The sequence below is a fragment of the Martelella sp. AMO21009 genome (genome assembly GCF_053484295.1).
This window is the reverse complement of the sequence record NZ_JBAKFR010000008.1, coordinates 1-19,619: the sequence shown is the minus strand read 5'-3', so window position 1 is coordinate 19,619 and position 19,619 is coordinate 1. Positions and strand designations below refer to the sequence as shown.

Genomic DNA, 19,619 nt, shown 5'->3' with positions numbered 1-19,619 from the left:
GAAGGGTTAGAGGCCGAGCCCCCGTTTGCGGCCAAAACTCCAGTCGATGCCGCCGTCGTCGCGGGCGACGCCGGAGACATGGCGGCCGAGCTGCTTTTCGAGCGAGGGCGTCCAGGGCACGAGTTGGAAGCCGAGCCCGTCGTCGATCATGGCGAAGCGGCCGGAGGCGAGCGTGAGGCGCTGACGATAGTTGCCGGCGACATATTCGCCGCTGCCTGACCGGTTAAAGGGCTGGCCGGTCTCGGTGGCGAGCTTGTCGCCAGCCGCCTCCAGCTCCCGGCGGCGCAACGTGTCGATCAGGTTGCGGCCGAAACTGATGCGCTGGCCCTGCCGCTCGGCAAGACCCTGTTCGATTAGATGCTCAGCGCGGGCAGACATCGCTTGCCGCACCTCGGCGCCGAAGCCGCCTTCGGAGAGAGCGACCGGCTCGCGCGCAATGTTCTGCCGATCGAGCCAGGTGGCGCCCGACGCCGTGACCTGAGCATCAACGTCGAGATCGGAGCGCACGGCGAGCGCGACGCGGCGCTGGCCACGCGCGTCATCGAACTTCCTGAGTTCGACGATCGAGCCCGGCGCACTGTCGCCGGCCGCATTGAGGTCGGGCAGCTTGATATGATGGGTGCGCCCATCCACGCCATCGACCACGGCGAAGGCCGTGCCGTTCAGCTCGTCATCGAGACCGCGTTCGACCAGCCGCCCGACGACGGGCAGATCGAGGCTTTCGGCCGCCAGGACATAGTTGGTGGAGCCGCGGTCGATACCGCGCTCGGTCAGCGCCTTGTGCATCCGCTTGATGATGTCGCCACGTTCGCCCAGCTCGCGCAGCGTCTTCTCGGCCTCGGGTTTGATGAACCATTGCGCGTTGCCGACCTGGCTGGCGAGGCCGAGGGATTCTAGCTTGCGCAGGCGCCCGACCTTCAGGGCGTGGAACTCGTCGGGCTGCTGGCCGGGAACCGGCGCAAGGTCGATGATGCCGGTATCGCGCCCGTCGCGGGCAAGCTGACGGTCGAGTTGGGTCCAGCGTTCCGTTTCGATCTGTCGCTTGAGGGTGCGGCGGATGTCGAGATCGGTGCGTGGCCCCAGTTCCTGGGTGATGAGATCGCGCGCCCGGTCGCGCATCCCTTCCTTGATGTAGTCGCGCGCGATGACGAGGTCCTGGCCGTCGTCACGAATGCCGCGCACGATCAGATGGACATGCGGGTGCTCGGTGTTCCAGTGATCGACCGCCACCCAGTCGAGCCGGGTGCCGAGATCCTTTTCTATTCTAGCCACGAGATCGCGGGTGAAGGATTTGAGGTCGGCCATCTCCAGAGCGTCGTCAGGCGAGACGATGAAGCGGAAATGGTGCCGGTCGCCCTGGCAGCGCTCGGCGAAGGCGCCGGGGTTCTCATTCTCGGTCTCCGGCCCGAACAGGCGGGCCTTCTCTCCATCGCGGGTTACGCCCTCGCGGCGCAGATAGTTGAGATGCTGCCCGAGGGGGGCGGTCCGGGCCGAATGGCGCACGACGCGCGCCTTGATGACGGCTCCGCGTGAGCGCGAAGTGATGAGGCGGTTGGCCTGGATGCTTGCGCGCTGGCCGTGCCCGAAACGCGAGCGGTTGCCGGGCACGATGCGGCCTGAGCGTGATACGCCGCCGCCAGCCTTCTTCGCCGCCGCCAGCGCCTGCGCGATGAAGGGCTTGGCCCGCTGTGCGCCCGACGAGCGGATGCGGCCCGGGCGGACACGGAATTCGCGCTCATCGGACATGGCGCGGCCCCGCAATGTGCAAAAGCTCTAGGGAGTACAGCGGCTTGGTCGTGTAGCGCACATTGCCGATGAAGGCCGCAAGGTGCGGAACCTTCCAGAAAATCCAGCAAAAACAACCAACCGACCGAAGCGCAATGTGCGCCCTTTTATCCTGCCCTCCTTCGGTCGTGGTGCCTGCCTCCACCCCCAGCACCCTCCATGTTGCGCCAGAGCCCGACAGGATGCGAATGGGAGGCAATGCGGTCATGGGACCGGCCTTTCCGCAGGGCGCGGCACGATCAAGCCGCCGGACTGCGGCGCTATGGCAGAGATATCGCGCACGGAAGTTGCTGTCGGTGCGTCATTCGCTGGACGATCTGCCGACACGGGATCGGCAGCCGTGGCGCTTATCCGTTGCGCTACAAACAGCGGCGCGCGGGTCCAGGCGAGCACCTCAACTGAGGCGACCATGACAGGCTCGATGGTTTCGCCGCCGTCGATGAGCGGCGCGATGGCTGCGACATAGGCGCGGGTTTCGGCAGGCAGCGGGCGACCGGAAAGCGAGGCTTCGTAACGGCCGGGACCGGCATTGTACGCAGCAAGAAATCCCGGGGAGCCGTAACGGTCGTAGAGTTCGCGCAGGTAAGCCGTGCCCGCCAGAATGTTGTCGCGCGGGTCATAGGGATCGCTGCCGAGCCGATGTCGGACGCGCAGTTCCGCCCAGGTGTCGGGCATGATCTGCATCAGCCCCATCGCGCCGGCCGACGAGACTGCTTGGCGGTCGCCCGCGCTCTCGGCCCGCATGACGGCCCTGATCCATGCCGTCGGGATGCCGAAACGCTGCGAGGCCTCCGCGATATGGGCGGCATAGGGATCGACAGGCGCCGGACGTTGCACCGGCTCCGCCTGCGCCAGTGCGGAGGTCGCCCACGGGGCGGCGAAGGTCAGGCCGGAAAGGAGAAGGAGGGCGGGACGGCGCATGGCGTCAGTCCTTCCTGCCGCGCGCCTGCGGGCGGCTCCAGTGCAGCGACCATGCGCTTCCCGCATCGTCGTCACGGAACAGGTTGGCGCGGATCGGCTGCGGCAAAGCCGGATCGTCGATCAGCAAGGCGATATATTCGCCCGCGCGTTCACCGGTGCGTTTCCAGCCCGCTTCGATTTCCGGGCTGGCCTCCGCTTTGCCGTCGTCGCTGGCGTGGATACGGAAGTCCGGCGCGTTCTCGGCATCGGACGGCTCTGCCGAAACGATGACGATGTCGCGGAAGAGCGTGAACGTCTCGATGCGCCCGACAAAGCCGGAGGTCTCGCGTGTGAATTGGCCGATCTGGGGCATGGTGGGTTCCTTGGCGGCGGCGTTGGGAAACCCATCGGCAGACACCGCTTCCGCCGATGGGGAAGCGATCAGCGCGTGGCGGCACGCCAGACGTAGTGACCGTCACCGGCCTCGTCGGTGTAGATCGGCGCCGCCTTGCCGATGACGGTGCGCGCCGGGATCGGGCCGAAGTAGCGGCCGTCCAGGCTGTCGCGCACGTCAGGATTCATCAGGAAGATGTCGCCGTCCGCGATGCGGCGGCAGCCCTGCCAGACGGGCAGCTCTCGACCTTGGCTGTCGCGATCGAGGGCATCTCCGAGCGGCACGGCATCGACGGTGACGGCGTTGCCGGTGCGGCAAACCCGTTGACCGGGAAGCCCCATGACGCGCTTCATCAGCGGCACGCCGCGACCGATATAGCCGCGCTCGACCATGAAGTCGGCGAGTGGCTTGTCGGGCATGGCGGCGACCAGATCGCCGACGGCCAGGTCGTTTGGGCGTTCGAGATCGTAGAGGCCGATCGGCACGCTGGCCGAGGCGTTCCAGACGAGGCGCAGCGGCGTCGGAATGAACGCGGCGATGACGACGCCCATGACGGAGAAATACGTCGCCATAACATAGCCGAAGCGGGTCATTGTTCGATCTCCCGCCGCTTCAGCCATGCCTGATGACGGTCTGCCGTGTAAGCGCGCGGTTCATGACCGGCGCTCATCCGGTTGGCGACATGCCGCCAGTGATCGGGAGCAACGTCGCAAGCATCGATGCCGGCGGCTTCCACCGCGTCGATGTGGCGGAGCACCTGTTCGACCTTGGGCCAACCCTCGATCTTGAGCAGGATGTCGCCGCCAGGCCGCACGAAGGGGAGCGTCTGGTAAGGCTCGCCTGGCTCAACGGCGCGAACGATGTCGATGCGCGAGATGATCGTGCCGAAGTCGTTCGCCGCCCAACGCACAAAGGCGAAGATGCTGCCCGGCCGGTAGGAGAAGACGCGCCGCCTGCGGTCGAGCACCTGTTCGCTCACCTCGCGGCCGAATCTGATCCAGTTCTCGATCCGCTTCTCGATATGCGTCAGTTCGACATGGGTAAGGCTGTCGGCGGAATGCGCGCGCGGCACCGGGCCGCCGCGCGCGGTGGGAACCGCGGCGCTGGTCATGGATGATCTCCTTCGGTTTGGGGGAATTCGCGCGCGAGCAGGTCGCGCAGCATGTCAGCGACCGTGATGCCCCGACGGAAGGCGGCGATCTTGATCCGGCCGCGCAGCTCCGGCGTCACATCGATCGTGAGCCGTGCGGTGAAACCGCTGGCCTCACCCTCGCGTGACGGAGTGTCGGCCGCCTTGATCCAATGTTCGGGATCGGCTGGACGGGCAGCAAAGCTACGGCGCGTCGGATGCTCGCTCATCGCGCGGCCCTCCCGATGCCAAGCCGGTCGAGCTCGTCCGCCAGTGCTGCGATCTCGCGTGCGGCGGGCGTGTCGTCGTCGAGCTCCGAGACGAGACGGCCGGACTGGGCAGCGGCGGCGAAGGCGATGCGCTGGCCGATGGTGCTGGAGAGCACCGGCGGATCGTGATCGGCCAGCGTCTCGGCCGTCTCGCGCGCCAGCACGGTACGCGCGCTGCAACGGTTCAGGACGAAGCGGGCGGCAAGCTCCGGACGGTAGATGCGCGCCTCGGTGACGAGCGCCAGCATTTCGGCCGAAGCCCAGCCATCGAGCGGAGACGGCTGCACGGGGATCAGGACCAGGTCGGCGGCGAGCAGCGCCGAGCGCATCAGCGCGGCGACACGCGGCGGCCCGTCGATGACGACATGATCGGCGTCGCGGGCCAGTTCCGGCGCGTCCCGGTGCAGCGTGTCGCGAGCCAGGCCAACGACGCCGAACAGGCGGGGAAGGCCCTCGCGGCTGCGCTGCTGCGACCAGTCCAGCGCCGAACCTTGCGGGTCCGCGTCGATCAGGGTGACGCGCTGACCACGACGGGCCAGTTCCCCGGCGAGATTCAGCGCCAACGTCGTCTTGCCGACACCGCCTTTTTGATTGAGCAGCGCGACGATCATGACGCGCTCCCGATCGTCGGTGAGCGGTTTTCCGCAATCGCAGAAACGGCGGCGTGCGTTAGAAGAATTCCATAGGAATTCTGGTTAGATAAGTTACGGGCGCCACAAGCTTTTGATTCAAGGCGAGGAATCGACGATTCCGGTCCCCGATAGCACGAGGATCGGGTTCCCGATGGCACGATAGGCGCGGTCCCTGATAGCACGAGACTATTCACAGCTTATCCCCAGGGCGAGAGGTTGCACGGCGACGGCGAAGCCGGGGCACGCCGAAGGGCGCCGGATCGGTCGGAGCGAAGGAAAGGCGTTCGGGAAGACCTGACGGCTGCTCGATCACGAGCCGGTAGCCGGGCAGCGGCTGGCGCCGGACGATATCTCGCAGGTCGTAAGCGAAATGCTTCAGGGGCGAGAGCGACCCCGACTTGGCGTGCAGATGGAGGAGATCGAAACTCCAGCCATATTCCTGGCGGCCGCCATGCTTGCGCACAAGCCGGTAGAGCCAGCGCTCAAGCCCGCCCGTCAGATCAAAATAGGCCTGGTCGATGGTCAGCACGAGCGCGTCGTCGAGCACGGCGGCGTAGAACCAGTCGGGCAGGATCAGTTCGAGCCCGAGCGGACGGCCGCGATGGTCGGCCTTCTCCTTCCACTCGTTGATCCAGGAGAAGCGATGCATCCGCCGCTCGGTTGGCTGGCGGATCGATGTCGCCACGGTGGTCGACTGAAGGCGATCGAGGGCCGCCTTGAGGCGGTCATAATCACGCAGGCTGACGCCGCGGCCGATGAAGGTCAGGATTTCGTAGGGTGTCGTCGCCATCAGGCGCGACGGGCGAAGACCCAGATCGCGCGCCTCGACGATCTGGGACGCCGCCCAGATCAGCACGTCGGCGTCCCAGATGGTCGCCATGCCGTGTTCGGCAACGGCTTCGACCCGGATGACGATCGACCCGGCCTTGAAGTCGATCGGCGCCAGGCGCTTCGACTTGGCGAGCGAGAAGAACGGATAGGCCATGAGGTCCTGGGCGTCGCGCGGCGCGAGATCGCCGGGCAATGTCCGGAAGAGATCGAGCTGATCCCGCTCGCTGCTGTGACGGTGAAACGTCATGGTCGACCGCTCAGCGGGCGTAACGGCCGGCATGGGCCGGCTGCGTCGGCTCTTGCCGCTTGGCGGGCAGCACTGCGCCGCGCGGATCGGAGGTCGAGGTGACGGCGCCGCGTTCGGTCCAGGCCTGCAGGTCATCGACCGCGTAGACGACCCGGCCGCCGAGTTTGCGGTAGGCCGGGCCAGTCCCATAGGTCCGGTGTTTTTCGAGGGTTCGGGCTGACAGGCTGAGAAATTCGGCCGCCTCTTTGGTGCGCAGAAAGCGCGGCGGCAAAACGGCGAGATCGGGTCGCATGGATCGAGCCTCCGTGGGGTTCGTTAGAGCCGTCGAGGATCGGCGGCGGACGAAAAGCACGGTGGCGAAGAAGGCCCGGCAGGAGGGAGGGCGAAGATGGAAGGGCTAAATTCTCCCCCCTCCCGAAAAGGGAGAATTCGCTAGGATCGGCGGCGATGACGAAGAAGCTGACGATACCCGCCCTGGATCATGGCAAGGCCGTCGCGGACGAGATCCCTGACGGTGTCTCGCAGCGCGGAGGTTTTCCACGGCTGATCGGCGACGCGACGCACGCCGAAGAGGGCCTCGGCAATTTCGCGGTAGCTTGCGCCGCTGGTCCGGCCATCGACGGCTTGCAGCATATGGCGTGCACGGCGCAATTGCTGATCGGTCAATCGGGCATCTTGTGGCACCGCGCGCCCATGAAGCGCCTTGACGAGGCGGCTGACCGCTTCGACACGATCAAGGCCGTCCGCGTCGAGGGGCACAAGAGCCGCCAGCGGCCGGGCTCCATCGACGCCAATCAGGCGGACCAGGTGCAGCGACTGCCCGTTGCCGAGATCATGGAGAAAATGCTCGCCGGTTTCGTCGCGGCGGGGCGCGTTCGGATCGAGTGCGTCGATGAAAATGTTGTCGGAGGGAAGGAGCGAGGGAACATCCGTCAGGATGACGACGCTGCTGTCTTCCTCTGGCGACCAGAAGACGGGGGTCTCAACGGCGGTGAAAATAGGGTGGACAAGGAAATTGCAGGCCCCAGCGTCGCCGGACCGCGTTCACCAGCAGTTCGGACTCATCCGTCTGACCTTCGACCTTGGAATAGTCATGCTGATACTCGCTGTTGCGCCGCAACCATTCCCAGGCGAGGTCGGGCGCCACAAGGCGATCAATATAGTCGTAGTTCGGTGATGCTCTCCAGTTCGATATATCGGGAGTCATGTTACCTCCAGGCTCGCATCGTTCGTGCGTATCGCGGCCTGTGATGATTCCCGATTGTAATACCGGTCGGAAGCCCTGAGGGTTGCAACATGCGATGCCGTGACTGCATCGCAATTAATCAATGAAGATGGCCTTCGCGCACCAACAAGCGATAGCCGTGCTCCGTCATCCAGCGCGCGCGGGCCAGATGGGTATCATGGACATGGCGCGCACGTTCTGGCTCGTTCGTGGGGTCGAGGCCGAACAGGATCATGACGGCTTCGCGCCAGTCGGCGCCGTCCGTCGCCGCGTCGAGCAGGCGCAGATAGAGAACCATGTGCTTACGGTCATATGCCGTGAGCACCGCGCTTTCCGGCGGTTCGTCGAGAAAATCTATGTCCGTCATATTGTCCCCCAGTACCCATTTATAGCCGTTCTAAATCCCGGTGTTAACCATTGGATTTGGATGCGAAGCAGCGAGCATCGCCACACATCAGGCGATGCGCCGCCTGTATCGCCTGTCAGTTCAAACGGGCAGAAATCACGAAGACTTGCGACTGTCGATTTTCGCACGGACGAGCATAACACCTTCACCCTGGTCGGATGTGAGGAGAACGATGCCGTTGCCTTCAAAGGCCCGACGAACCTGATCGCGTGTCGTTTCATACACCTCGAGGCCGTTTTCGGATTCGAGGCGCTTCAATGCGGTCAGTGATACTTGGGCCTTGTCAGCGAGCGTCTCCTGTGTCCAACCCAGCAACGCGCGTGCGGCCCGTGATTGTCGGGCGGTGATCATGCATGATCACTTCCCACTCACGCTGGCACGCACGCCAGAACTACGACTATAATAGTCGTTCTTGAGGCCGCAAGCCAAGCTATTTCTGCTGATTGGCCAGCTTCAGCCGTCGTTTCGGCTTAACTGATTCGGTTGCGGCAGCAGCGCTTCGGCCCCGCCCGGATTGTCCGGGCGGGGCGGCTGCGGGCCTCAGTCGCCGTTGCGGCGGTTGGGGCGGGACCAGATCAGCGAGTGGGTGTCGCCTTCCTCGTCGTCGAAGAGGTTGGCGTAGATCGGGGCGTTGAAGCTCGGATCGTCGAGCTTGAGGCCCAGATAGTCGCGGCCTTCGCCCGAGCGCTTCGTCCAGGCGGCGCCGATCTCGGCGCGGCCAACCAGGACCCGGTGGCTGGGGGCGTTCTCGCCGGTGGCGCGCTGGTCGGGGACGATGCGCACGCCCTTGGCCTGGACGCTGAGGGTGACGATTTCGCCGGTGAATTCGTTCGAGCCGGTCTTCTTGAAGGTGCCGATGGTTGCCATGTTCAAATCTCCGTTTTCCGTTTTCGAGCCCGCACCATGCGGCCTCGATGGCGATCGGTTGGCCGGAGACGACCGACGACGCATCGCTTGCGACCGGAGCGAAGCGGAGGATGGCGCAGGCAAGAGTTTCTTGCCTCGCGAGGAATGACGGCCTTGGCCGACAGGGGAAGAAAGTCGGGACGCGCCGTTGCGGCATAGGCGGTCGAGGCGAAGCTGTTCTTTGGCCAGATCAGCCCATTGGAGAGGCCGTTTGGAGCGGTCGGCGGACGGATGTCTCACGGAGATGATGGCGACCTGACACGACCGGCACGGAGATTGTTCGATGTCTCACCGGCTCATCCCTCCCTACCGGCTGACCGGATGTGCTTCTCCACCGCCACGCTCTTCCGCGTCATGAGCGCCCGCCATCACGTCATGGTTTGTTGCGTCGGGGCCCCGCTAACCGGCGCCCAAAGTGTCGGACTCAACGCTGCAATCACCTCCCAGTCGCAGCCAAAGCGGCGGCATGCTAGCATAGCCGACCCTTCATGGGGTGACGGCGTCATGCGATCAGTCCGCCCCAGGATCAACGCCAGTAGCGGGGTGAACGTCCACGATCTGATCCCAGGCCGTATTGTTGCCTGGAATGTCAGAGCTGAGCTCCTTCGTAGGCGGGACGTTTGCTGAAAAACTGTGCTTTCTATATTAAGGAATACAAGTAGGGGACCGTTCGATGGAACTCGATGATCCGGAGAAACCGGAATTTGCATCATGGGATAGTTATTTGAAGTTCGCTCGTCGCGTGCGGCATGAGCGGCGGTACGTGCTGACACGAGAGGAAGAGGTCTTTCTCGCCACTGTCCGCGCTACGAACCGCGGTCGCGACGTCGAACTACCAGCAGGAATGATCCTCTTCCGCGCGCAGCGGGGTATTGACTGGAACACGCCGACCGATGAGGACGGAAACGAACTGGGGGAAGAGCCCGCTGGGTACGGCGCTGCGCGCATGAAACCCCGTTCCAATCAAGCCACCGAGGGACGCGCCAATCCCGCTGGCATCCCGGTTCTTTATCTCGGCACGACGGAACAAACGGCGATTTCGGAGGTGAGGCCTTGGGTCGGGGCTTCTGTTTCAGTCGCCCAGTTTAAGCTGTTGCGAACACTTAGAGCAATCGACCTGTCGCGCGGTCACGGGAAATCATCCTTCAGCGAGGTCGGCCTCCGACACTTTCTCGACGGGACGCCTGTGAGCGCTGAGGTGAAGGAAAAAGCGGTGTGGGTCGACATCGACAGTGCTTTTTCCCGGCCTGTCACTGTTTCCGACGATGCCGCCGATTACGTGCCTACGCAAATCTTGGCGGAACTCTTTCGAGACAGCGGTTATGAGGCCATAGTCTATAAGAGCCAGTTCGGCGAAAAAGGCTTCAATATTGTCCTATTCAGCCCGGACGCCGCCGACGCAATCAATTGTGCCCCGTATGAAATAACTGGCATTGAGGTCGCTTTCAAGGAAATCGGCAACCGCTGGTTTGCGACGAAGCATTTGAATTCAGAGCAGGAAGAGTAGTTTTCGTTTAGCTCGGTGCAGATCGGGCGGCGCTCACGCGCCGCCGAACTTCCAGACCGGGATGCCGAGTTTCTTGGCCTTGTCGGCGAGGTTGTCGTTGATGCCGGTGCCGGGGAAGTGCATTACGCCCTTCGGGACGATCGCCAAGATGTCATCGTTGCGCTTGAAGGGCGCGGCGCGACCGTGCTTCGTCCAGTCCGGTGCGAAGCCGATTTGCGGTACGTTGCGGTTCTTGGCCCAGAGCGAAGCGATCTTCTCGGCACCCTTCGGGGATTTGCCGTGGATCAGCACCATGTCGGAGTGCTTCTCGTGGACCTGATCGAGCTTGGCCCAGATCAGCTGGTGGTCATCGAAGTCGAGTCCGCCGGTGACGACGATCTTCGGGCCGGGAGGGAGGAGGACTTCTTGCTCGGCGCGCTTCCTAGCCATGAGGAAGTCGCGGCTGTCGATCATCGCGGAGGTCAGGTTGCGATGGTTGACCTTTGAGCCAGTGCGAGGAAGCCAGGGTTTGCCGATCTGGCGCTCGTAGTGTTCGGCGGCCTGGTCGCGCATCAGTTCGAAAGCGTTCTGCCGTTCGATGAGAGTCTTGCCCTCCGCGATCTGGCGCTCGAGTTCGACCGACTTCACCTCGCTGCCGTCCTGCTGCCGCTGTGAGCGTTTCTGCGCCTGCTCGTTGTCGTCGAGTTCGCGAGCGATCCGTTCGGTGGCGCGGTGGAAGATGTTGACGGTCGACCACAGGAGATCGTCGAGGTCGGGTTCGAGGCGGGTGTCCTCCAGGGTCGAGATCAGGGCGTCGAAGATGTCTGCGACAGCGCCCGTGACCTGATTGCCGTCTGGCAGGAGACGCTGATCCGGCTCGTCGGCGAAGGGGCGGTAGCCGTGGAGCTGGAGTTCGTTGAGGACGTGATCGGTGGGTGACGATTCGTGGTGGGGTTCGTAGTCGTCGTGCTCGCTCATGGGATGCTCCCTTGGCTGGACCGCGACCGTCGCGGCCTTCATGGCGACGGAGCCCACGGGCGGAGCGGACCTGCACCCGGCGCGGGCGCCGGGCCGGAGCAACGCGGAGGATGCCGGAGGCCGGCTATTTTGTTTCGCGATGGAAAGGCGGCCTCGGCCGCCGCCGGAAAATAGTCGGCCGCAGGCATTGCCTGTCCGAGCCGCTTGTGGGCCGATCGCCCTCTCGAAGGCCGAGGCGCGGTCCTCTCCAAGGGGCCGTGCATCCGTGCGAGTATGACGGCGGCCGCGCGCCGCCGCCGTTCAGTCGCCGGTCTACGCCGCCAGGAGCATGAAGCGGGCGACGTCCTGCGGTGCGAGCTGCACCCGGATATGCGCCATCAGCGTGTCACGGCCATAGGTGCGGAGATCCTCGTTGAAGTCCCCGAGCATGGGTGACAGGGCAATCGCCTCGATCCCGACCGCGTTCGCCCGTTCGATCAGCGTGTTCCTCGCACCGTCCCCGGCGCGATCATTGTCGCGCACGATATAGAGCCGGCGCAGTGCATCGTGGAACTGGATGGCGGCGAGGTGCGCCGCGGAGAGTGCCGCAGCCGCCGGCATGCCGGGCATGACCTCACGAGCCGATAGGACGCTTTCGATCCCTTCGCCGGCCGCCAGTACGTCGCCGGAGAGCCCGAAGCGGACCGCGTGCCCAAGAAGGTCGCCCATCGCCTTACGCTGGATGTCGATTGGCGCCTTGTCTGAACCGTCGGGCGCGAGCCAGGTCCGATGCGCGCCGGTGATCTTGTCGGTGAGATCGGTGACGGCGGCGACCATGGCCGGCCAGGTCTCGGTCGGGCTGTGCTCGTCGGGCCGATAGTAGCACCGGGAATGGAAGCGCAGGCTTCCGCATCCGTGCAAAGCCGTAATGCCGCGTCCGCGCAAATACGCTTCCACGAGCGTCCCGCCGATCGGCTGGCACATCGCGATGAGCCGGTGTGCGGCTTCGGTCGACCCTGATGGTGCCGGCGTGCGCGCGTGCTGCCCCAGTTGCGGTTCGGGATCGGGAGGCATGCTAAGGAACAGGCGGGCCTCCTCGGCGACATCCGCGAAGTCGATGAGGCCCAGCGATTCACGGATCACGTCGAGCAGATCGCCATGCTCGCCCGTCGCGGCATCCGTCCATTTGCCGGCGGGGCCTTTGGCGGTGTCCTTCAGGCGCACGAACATCGACTGGCCCGGCGTGTTGCGAACATCGCCAACCTGCCAATAGTTTCCCTGGCGGCGACCGGCGCCGAGATAGCGTTTGCACACCGCCTCGGCCTGCAGGCCGAGACGGGTTGCGAGGTCGGAAGCGTCGCGGCGGGCCATTACGCGGCCTCCCGCTCGCCGATCCGGGCCACCGGATAGGTGTCGAGCAGCTTGTCGAGCACGGTCGGTCCCGTGCTGTCGATCGGAACAAAGAACCGCAGCGACCAGGAGATGATCTCGGTGAAGAGGCCATAGGCGCGAAGGCGATCCCGCATGGCCTCGGTGAAGCCGGATAGCTCGATGCGGTTGGCGCCCATGACACGCACGCGGCGAAGCTGAAGCCCTTCCGCGAGGTCGAGGATCGTCCGCCCGTCAATCAGAGCCGCATAGGCGTCGTCGGCCGACAGGCTGGTCGTGCCGGTCGAGGCGGCGTTTGCGGCCCAGGCCGGCGAGACGCGGCGGCCGATGATGCGTTCCCCATCGTCGGTCTGAAGCCGGTAAACGCGGGTCGACTCGTTCGGCAGGCGCTTCCACACCGGCAGCAGCAATCCGGCGACGATGTGGATGGTGCTGTCGCTGTAGGCGGGCACATCGGCGAGTTCGTCGGACCAGGCTGCGGCGAAGGTGCTGCGGTCGGCCTCCTGCCAATGGCTTTCCGCCATCGACTTCAACGAAGCGTGGTGGTGCTCCATCGGCCGGATCAGCCGAACGCGACGTTCGATCTCGCCATCGTCGAGCATCAGCGACGGTGCAGGGATCTGCACGGCGGCGCGCCCGGATCGTTCGTTCACCAGCAGCTTCGCCCCGCGATCGTCTAGCCAGCCGAGCGCGTCGTCGAGCGACAGCGGGCGATTGCGAGTCCGCTGGGTGATGGTCAGCAGTCGGGTCTGCGCGCCCGATGCTGGGTGCGTGTAGATGGTCGTGCGATCGGTGACGACGAAGCTCTCCGCCGTCAGGGTTTCGAGGCCAACGTCGTAGACGCCGCTGGCGATCGCGCCCGACACCTTCGCATCGAGAAGCTGTTCGAAGGCGGTGAAGAGAATGCCCTGCAGCTCAATAGTCAGCGCCAGCAGCCGGTTGAGGAAGGTGGTGATCGGCGGCAGCTCGTCCTTGATGCCGTTGTCGTCCATCAGCTTGAGGCCGGTGGCGGTTTCGAAGCGATGGAGCGAGCAGCCTTCGATCTTGCCGCGCACGATCAGGAGATAGAGCTGGCGCAGCGCATCGCGGGCGTAGCAGGATTCCAGATTGTCCTCGGGCCGGAACAGGCCCTGGCCACCTGTCTGGCGTTGCCCGCGTGTGATCGCACCGAGCGTGTCGAGCCGGCGCGCGATCGTGCTGAGGAAGCGCTTTTCCGCTTTCACGTCGGTCGCGATTGGACGGAACAAGGGCGGCTGCGCCTGGTTCGTGCGGTTGGTGCGGCCCAGCCCCTGGATCGCCGCGTCGGCTTTCCAGCCCGGTTCGAGCAGGTAATGCACGCGCAGCCGCTGGTTCTTCGCCGACAGATCCGCATGGTAGCTGCGGCCGGTGCCGCCCGCGTCCGAGAAGACGAGGATGCGCTTCAGGTCATCCATGAAGGCGGCGGTTTCGGCGAGGTTGGCTGATGGCGCGCGGTTCTCCACGGCCAGACGGTCGCCCTTCCGGACGATCCGCCGCGAGCGGCCCGTCACCTCGGCTACCATATCGGTGCCGAAGCGTTGGACGATCTGGTCGAGCGCGCCCGGCACGGGCGGAAGCGACGCGAGGCGCTCGATCAGTTCGTCGCGGCGGGCGACGGCTTCGCGGCTCTCGACGGGCTGGCCATCGCGATAGACGGGGCGAGACGACAGATTGCCCTCGCCATCGGTGAACGGCTCGTAGAGCTGCACCGGGAAGGAATGGGCGAGATAGTCGAGAACATATTCGCGCGGCGTGATGTCGACGCGCACGTCGTTCCACTCATCGGTCGGGATCTCGGCCAGGCGACGTTCCATCAATGCCTCGCCGGTCGACACGATCTGCACGACAGCGGTATGGCCCGCCGCCAGGTCGTGCTCGATGGAGCCGATCAGGGTCGGCGTCTTCATCGAGGTCAGCAGATGCCCGAAGAAGCGCTGCTTCGCGGATTCGAAGGCCGAGCGGGCGGCGGATTTCGCCTGCCGGTTCAGCGTGCCGGTCGACCCGGTGATGTTGGCGGCCTGCATCGCCGCGTCGAGATGGTTGTGGATGATGGCGAACGCGCCGGCATAAGCGTCGTAGATGCGGCGTTGCTCATCGATCAGCGCGTGCTCGACCAATTCGTATTCCACGCCGTCGTAGGAGAGCGAACGGGCAGTGTAGAGTCCGAGCGAACGCAGGTCGCGCGCCAACACCTCCATCGCTGCAACGCCGCCGTCCTCGATGGCCTCCACGAATTCCGCGCGCGTGGCGAAGGGAAAATCGTCGCCGCCCCAAAGGCCGAGCCGCTGGGCATAAGCGAGATTGTGGACGGTGGTGGCGCCAGTGGCGGAGACATAGACGACGCGGGCATTCGGCATGGCATGCTGAAGCCGTAGGCCGGCGCGACCTTGCTGCGATGGGGCGACGTCGCCCCGTTCTCCCTTGCCGCCGCCGGCGTTCTGCATCGCGTGGCTCTCGTCGAAAATGATCACTCCGTCGAAATCGGAGCCCAACCAATCGACGATCTGTCGGACGCGCGAAACCTTCTCGCCACGGTCATCGGACCGCAGCGTGGCGTAGGTTGCAAATAGGACGCCTTCCGACAGCGTGATCGGGCGCCCTTGGGGGAACCGCGACAGCGGTGTGACCAGCAGGCGTTCCATGCCGAGCGCGGACCAGTCGCGTTGTGCGTCCTCGATCAGCTTGTCGGACTTTGAGATCCAGACCGCCTTGCGCCGGCCCTGGAGCCAATTGTCGAGGATGATGCCGGCCGACTGGCGGCCTTTCCCGGCGCCGGTGCCGTCGCCGAGCATGAAGCCGCGGCGGAATCGAATGGTGTCGGGCGCTTCGGCGGGTGCGGCCTTCACGACATCGAAGGTCTCGTCGACCGTCCACGATCCGGCGAGATAATCGCTGTGGGCCTCGCCGGCATAGATCACCGTCTCAAGCTGGGCGTCGGACAAGAGAGCCAGGATGTTCGCCGGTAGGGTCGGCCGATAGCCCGGCTTCGGCGGCGCGATGCTCGCCATGGCGGCGGACTGGACGAGCTTGGTCGGGTGGGCCTGCGCGCCAGGAATTCGGATCGACTGCAATCCGTATTCTTCATAGATCGCGTCGGTCAGATGCGCGCCCTCGGCTGGCGTCCAGTCCACGGTCTCGTAGCCAAGCTTAACACCATCGGGGTCGATGCCGATCGGCGCCGCCGGAAGTGACGTTGCGGTGCGGGCAAGATAGCCGCGCACGGATTTCGGGGGCGCGGCCGAGAGCGGCACGGGGATCGCTGGCAGGGCGACGGGTGGACGGACCGGCGTGTCGCGCTCGATCCAACCGAGCAGCGTGGCGACATCGGGCGCCATGCCGGGCGACGTCGGAAAGGTGGCCGGATCGCCAGCCGGCATCTTGTCGATGACGGTCAGCCGTGTCGCGAAGGTCGTTCCGTGCTTGGCATAGACCGAGCCGGCAATTGCCGCGGAGAAGACGACAGTGCTCCGTTTCTGCAGGCGCTCGAACGCACTGCGCCAATTAGGCGTGTCCGGCCCGACATTGGCTCCGGTGATCGCCACGAGCCGGCCACCGGGCGCAAGCCGGTTCAGGGCCGAGGCGATGTGGCGAAAGCCGGCGTCAGCAACGCGGCCGGAGACATTGGTCATGGCCGAGAATGGCGGATTCATGATGACGACGGAGGGAGTGGCGGCAGGGGCAAGGTGATCGTCGATCTGCGCGGCGTCGAACCGCGTGACAGTGACGGCCGGAAAGAGCGAAGCGAGTAGATCTGCACGAAGGTCGGCCAATTCGTTGAGGATCAGCGATCCGCCGACCATCGATGCGAGAATGGCGAGCAGGCCAGTGCCAGCTGAAGGCTCCAGCACGATGTCGTCCGGCGTGATCGCCGCCGCCGTCACCACAGCGAGGCCAAGCGGCACTGGTGTCGAGAATTGCTGGAGCTCCTGAGATTCCTCGGATCGGCGAGTATGGGTGGGCAAAAGCGCCGCGACTTTCGCTAGCGTGGAGAGCCGTGCCGCCGGAGACACGGATTTGCGGAAAAGTGCGCGTCCGAATTTCCGCAGGAACAGGACGGCGGCGACCTCGCAGGCTTCGTAGGCGGTCTTCCAATCCCATGCGCCAGCGGAATCGGAAGCGCAGAACGCGGTTTCTATCACCGCACGCAGCAGCGGCGTATCGATGCGCTCGCCGCGTTCGAGATGGCCGAGCAGGTTCTGGGCTGCCGACAGGATGGCAGGCCCACGGGCGACGGGCGCTGTTGGAGCGGCCACGGGTAAAAAGACAGTCATCGGGAGATCCTCGAAAGAGCGTGAACGGATAAGTCCGGCCGGCGCTCTCTCTCGAACCCCCGGACTCATTCCGCCCCGGCGGGCCTCTCACTCTCGAAGGCGGGCATGAAAAAAGCGCCCAGCCGCGAGGCGGGGCGCTTTGCCGATCGGGGGGAAGGGGGCTGGCTACCACAACTATGATGGCGCTTCGGGCCGCAAGAAACCGCCCGGATCGTCAGGATCAGGTGGCAGATAGGCGTCATAGGGATTGTCGACGGCGAGATGGCCGAAGGGAGTGAAGACATAATCTCCGCTATCGCGCCCAACGGCGCAGATGACATAGCGATGGGCGCCGGTCTCGGCGTCGAGGCATTCCATGAGCGCGAGATTGCCATCCGCCGCCGCGCGCAGCAGCGTCTGGAAATTGCACCTAGCATGGTCGGGGATGCTCATGTCCATTCTCCATCGCCAGAGAGAAGCTCGGCAAGCCAGCCATCGGTGTAAGTCCAGTCGACGGTCTCGCCCGTGGCGAGATCGAGGACATGCGCGCCGCCGCCGAAACCATCGAGCCGAGATTTCGAGCAGGTATTGGCGTATTGAAAGCCCCAGCGGCCGGTGAGACCGAATTCCACAGCGCACCGTTTGACGAACTGGATCAGCCGCTCGGGATCGCCGGTGACGTCATCGCGCATCCAGAGGTTCGTGCCGCCATGTTCGGGCTGGATCGAGAGCAGGAACCCGTCTGAAGGCGGTTCCTCCGAGACGCCTTCCTCCGAAAGGACGTTGTAGAGATCGAGCGCCCGAGCGGCGTTCTGAGGCGTGCCGACATCGAGAAGGCACGAGAAATGAGTGAAGTAGTCGGCCATGTCAGGCTCCTGAAACGAAAGGAGCCCGGCGCGATGGCCGGGCTCGATGAGAGGGGAATGGGGCGGAGCGGCTGGAGCCACCCCGCCTCCTGTGATCATTCGGCCGCGATGGCGTGGACTTCGTCGTCCTCGTCCGCGGTGACGTCTTCATCCTCATCGCCCTCGGTGAGGAAGGCTGGCAGGTCGGCCCCGTCATCCTCAGCACCCGCGTCGACGTCGGGCGTGGCGGTTTCGGCCTCGGCTGCCAGGCGCAGGGGCTCCGGGAGCCAACCGGTGTCGGCCAGCAGGCGCTCGGCTTCCCGTGCCATGTCACCCTTCTTCAGATGGTCGATGAGCTGCGCGGCCTGCTCGCCCGCACCCTCGCGTACCGCTTCGAGGATGCGCGGCTTGGTGACCCGGCCGAGATAGTTGCCGACCGTGGGCCGCCAGCCGACCTCGACCATGTCGAGACCGGTCGCGCGCGCCAGCCGGTCAGCCTGAGCGAGCCGCATGTCCAGCGTGTGCTGCGAGACGCCGTTGCCGCCATAGGGGTTGGGCTTCTCGTAGAGGGCGTTGACGCCATAGCTGACGCAATGGGCGAGCAGCGCCATGCGGCTGGTATCGTCGAGCCCGGCCAGCCAGTCCCACAGCGCCTGGTCTTCGGCGGGGATGTCGCCTGCCCAAGCCTCGTTACGCTCCTGCACCGCACGAGCCGATGGGCTGTCATTCAGCCCCTCGTCCTGCACGGGGAAGAAGATGTGATTGACGCTCGCCTCCAGCGCGCCCTTGCACATGCGATGCTGGAAGGTGTCCGAGACCAGCTTGTGCAGCAACGCGGTCATGGCGACATGCGGATGCTCAGCCAGCGCGTTGCGCAGCGCCAGCGTCCGGTGCGCGGTCAACTCGGTGACCAGACGGTCGGGCAGCGGCCTGATCGCCTCTTCCTCCTCGTCTTCGCTGTCGGCCGGTTCGCCGCCGATGGTGATGACGGCGCGCTGCACACGCGGATCAGCCGGATCATGCTGAACCTCGCCGGTCTCGCCGTCCTCGATGTCGTGCACCGGTTCGGGCGCCTCGTCCTCGGGGCGGACATAGCCGCGTTCGATGTCGAGCCGGCCGTCATGGCCGACGCTGACGAAGACGCCGGCGCGGGCGATGTCGGCGGGCTCGAAGCGGATGGGACGCTCATCGAAGGCCGCAAGGGCTGTCTCGATCTCGCCGAGACGCTGATCGACCTCTTCCGGCAGGTCGTCAACGCCTTCATACTCGGCTTCGAGCTTCTGATATTCAGCGTTCAGGGCTGCGATCGTCGCCTGTTCATTGGTAGTCAGGTCGAGCGGCTCGCCTTCCAGCGCCCGCAGGCCATGGGTCGCGCCATACGGAAAGCTGACGGCGACCTCGATCCACTTCCAGCCTTCGGCTGCAACTGTGTCGGCTTCGGCCTTCAGCTTCTCGGCGACCAGCCGGTCGAGCAGCGCCACGTCTTGCAGCCAGCCGCCATCGTCGGACTGGAACAGGTCGCGCATGATGATGCCGCCGGCCACCTCATAGGCGTCGAGGCCGACGAAAACGGCGCGCTTGTCGGAGGCCCGGACCGTGGTATCGGTCAGCATCCGGCGGATCTGATAGGGCTCCTTCGACCAGGAATCCTTCACGGCATCCCAGACCTGCTGCTGGCGGTCATGGTCGCCGGAAACCGTGAAGGCCATGAGCTGCTCCAGCGTCATGCCGTCCTCGGCATAGATGTCGAGCAGCGCCGGCGAGACAGAGGCAAGCCGGAGCCGCTGCTTCACGACCTGGGCCGAAACGAAGAAGGCGGCGGCGATCTCTTCCTCGGTCATGCCTTTGGTGCACATGTCCTGAAAGGCCCGGAATTGATCGAGAGGGTGCATATTTTAGGTTATGCGTCAAGTGTCCTTTTGGCTGGATAACGCTGATTCTAAGGACTTC

Annotated in this window: 21 protein-coding genes; 1 reads left to right on the top strand and 20 read right to left on the bottom strand. The window is 65.0% G+C overall.

Going from position 1 to position 19,619, the window contains the following annotated elements; genetic code table 11:
• Nucleotides 1–6: 6 nt before the first annotated feature.
• The 14 genes from V6766_RS11320 to V6766_RS11255 all read right to left on the bottom strand — a co-directional run bounded on the left by V6766_RS11320 (nt 7) and on the right by V6766_RS11255 (nt 8,685).
• Nucleotides 7–1,746: a relaxase/mobilization nuclease domain-containing protein gene (locus V6766_RS11320; RefSeq protein ID WP_448466467.1), complete on the bottom strand. Its 1,740-nt coding sequence runs from the start codon at nt 1,744–1,746 to the stop codon at nt 7–9.
• 243 nt (nt 1,747–1,989) lie between these two features.
• Nucleotides 1,990–2,706: a lytic transglycosylase domain-containing protein gene (locus V6766_RS11315; RefSeq protein ID WP_448466465.1), complete on the bottom strand. Its 717-nt coding sequence runs from the start codon at nt 2,704–2,706 to the stop codon at nt 1,990–1,992.
• A gap of 4 nt (nt 2,707–2,710) precedes the next feature.
• Nucleotides 2,711–3,058, bottom strand: a complete 348-nt coding sequence (locus V6766_RS11310; protein WP_448466463.1) for a DUF736 domain-containing protein — start codon at nt 3,056–3,058, stop codon at nt 2,711–2,713.
• Between the two features lie 68 nt (nt 3,059–3,126).
• A complete protein-coding gene (locus V6766_RS11305; protein WP_448466461.1) occupies nt 3,127–3,672 on the bottom strand; it encodes a S26 family signal peptidase in 546 nt (181 codons plus the stop codon).
• Nucleotides 3,669–4,190 carry a DUF2840 domain-containing protein gene (locus tag V6766_RS11300; RefSeq protein WP_448466459.1) on the bottom strand — a complete coding sequence of 174 codons (522 nt, stop codon included), beginning with the start codon at nt 4,188–4,190 and terminating at the stop codon, nt 3,669–3,671. The genes V6766_RS11305 and V6766_RS11300 overlap by 4 nt, the downstream gene beginning before the upstream one ends.
• Nucleotides 4,187–4,438: a hypothetical protein gene (locus V6766_RS11295; RefSeq protein WP_448466457.1), complete on the bottom strand. Its 252-nt coding sequence runs from the start codon at nt 4,436–4,438 to the stop codon at nt 4,187–4,189. The genes V6766_RS11300 and V6766_RS11295 overlap by 4 nt, the downstream gene beginning before the upstream one ends.
• Nucleotides 4,435–5,088 carry a ParA family partition ATPase gene (parA, locus tag V6766_RS11290; protein ID WP_448466455.1) on the bottom strand — a complete coding sequence of 218 codons (654 nt, stop codon included), beginning with the start codon at nt 5,086–5,088 and terminating at the stop codon, nt 4,435–4,437. The genes V6766_RS11295 and parA overlap by 4 nt, the downstream gene beginning before the upstream one ends.
• A gap of 211 nt (nt 5,089–5,299) precedes the next feature.
• On the bottom strand, nt 5,300–6,187 hold the full coding sequence (locus V6766_RS11285; protein WP_448466453.1) for a replication initiator protein A: 888 nt from the start codon (nt 6,185–6,187) through the stop codon (nt 5,300–5,302).
• 10 nt (nt 6,188–6,197) lie between these two features.
• On the bottom strand, nt 6,198–6,479 hold the full coding sequence (locus V6766_RS11280; RefSeq protein ID WP_448466451.1) for a helix-turn-helix transcriptional regulator: 282 nt from the start codon (nt 6,477–6,479) through the stop codon (nt 6,198–6,200).
• A gap of 140 nt (nt 6,480–6,619) precedes the next feature.
• On the bottom strand, nt 6,620–6,946 hold the full coding sequence (locus V6766_RS11275) for a DUF2285 domain-containing protein (protein ID WP_353389893.1): 327 nt from the start codon (nt 6,944–6,946) through the stop codon (nt 6,620–6,622).
• Nucleotides 6,947–7,169: 223 nt separating this feature from the next.
• Nucleotides 7,170–7,394: a transcriptional regulator domain-containing protein gene (locus V6766_RS11270; protein ID WP_201766666.1), complete on the bottom strand. Its 225-nt coding sequence runs from the start codon at nt 7,392–7,394 to the stop codon at nt 7,170–7,172.
• Nucleotides 7,395–7,512: 118 nt separating this feature from the next.
• Nucleotides 7,513–7,779 (bottom strand): DNA -binding domain-containing protein, encoded by a 267-nt coding sequence (locus tag V6766_RS11265; RefSeq protein WP_200334603.1) that lies wholly within the window; start codon nt 7,777–7,779, stop codon nt 7,513–7,515.
• Nucleotides 7,780–7,914: 135 nt separating this feature from the next.
• On the bottom strand, nt 7,915–8,169 hold the full coding sequence (locus V6766_RS11260; protein WP_114215823.1) for a helix-turn-helix domain-containing protein: 255 nt from the start codon (nt 8,167–8,169) through the stop codon (nt 7,915–7,917).
• Nucleotides 8,170–8,358: 189 nt separating this feature from the next.
• Nucleotides 8,359–8,685, bottom strand: a complete 327-nt coding sequence (locus tag V6766_RS11255) for a DUF736 domain-containing protein (RefSeq protein WP_173186699.1) — start codon at nt 8,683–8,685, stop codon at nt 8,359–8,361.
• 712 nt (nt 8,686–9,397) lie between these two features.
• Between V6766_RS11255 and V6766_RS11250 the strand changes: the two genes are divergently transcribed.
• A complete protein-coding gene (locus tag V6766_RS11250; protein ID WP_448466447.1) occupies nt 9,398–10,231 on the top strand; it encodes an RES family NAD+ phosphorylase in 834 nt (277 codons plus the stop codon).
• Between the two features lie 33 nt (nt 10,232–10,264).
• Here V6766_RS11250 and V6766_RS11245 read toward each other — a convergent pair whose 3' ends face one another.
• From V6766_RS11245 to V6766_RS11220, 6 genes are all read right to left on the bottom strand, one after another.
• The gene (locus tag V6766_RS11245) at nt 10,265–11,188 is read right to left on the bottom strand and encodes a DUF2493 domain-containing protein (protein ID WP_448466445.1); all 924 of its coding nucleotides are present in this window, start codon (nt 11,186–11,188) and stop codon (nt 10,265–10,267) included.
• A gap of 312 nt (nt 11,189–11,500) precedes the next feature.
• Nucleotides 11,501–12,538 (bottom strand): DUF7146 domain-containing protein, encoded by a 1,038-nt coding sequence (locus V6766_RS11240; protein WP_448466443.1) that lies wholly within the window; start codon nt 12,536–12,538, stop codon nt 11,501–11,503.
• Nucleotides 12,538–16,845 (bottom strand): strawberry notch-like NTP hydrolase domain-containing protein, encoded by a 4,308-nt coding sequence (locus V6766_RS11235; protein WP_448466441.1) that lies wholly within the window; start codon nt 16,843–16,845, stop codon nt 12,538–12,540. The genes V6766_RS11240 and V6766_RS11235 overlap by 1 nt, the downstream gene beginning before the upstream one ends.
• A gap of 174 nt (nt 16,846–17,019) precedes the next feature.
• Entirely contained in the window at nt 17,020–17,277 is a 258-nt protein-coding gene (locus V6766_RS11230; protein ID WP_448466439.1) for a DUF6117 family protein, read from the bottom strand.
• Nucleotides 17,274–17,690 carry a hypothetical protein gene (locus V6766_RS11225; RefSeq protein ID WP_448466437.1) on the bottom strand — a complete coding sequence of 139 codons (417 nt, stop codon included), beginning with the start codon at nt 17,688–17,690 and terminating at the stop codon, nt 17,274–17,276. Before V6766_RS11225 ends, V6766_RS11230 begins: the two co-directional genes overlap by 4 nt.
• A 95-nt stretch (nt 17,691–17,785) precedes the next feature.
• On the bottom strand, nt 17,786–19,510 hold the full coding sequence (locus V6766_RS11220) for a ParB/RepB/Spo0J family partition protein (RefSeq protein ID WP_448466435.1): 1,725 nt from the start codon (nt 19,508–19,510) through the stop codon (nt 17,786–17,788).
• Between the last annotated feature and the right edge of the window lie 109 nt (nt 19,511–19,619).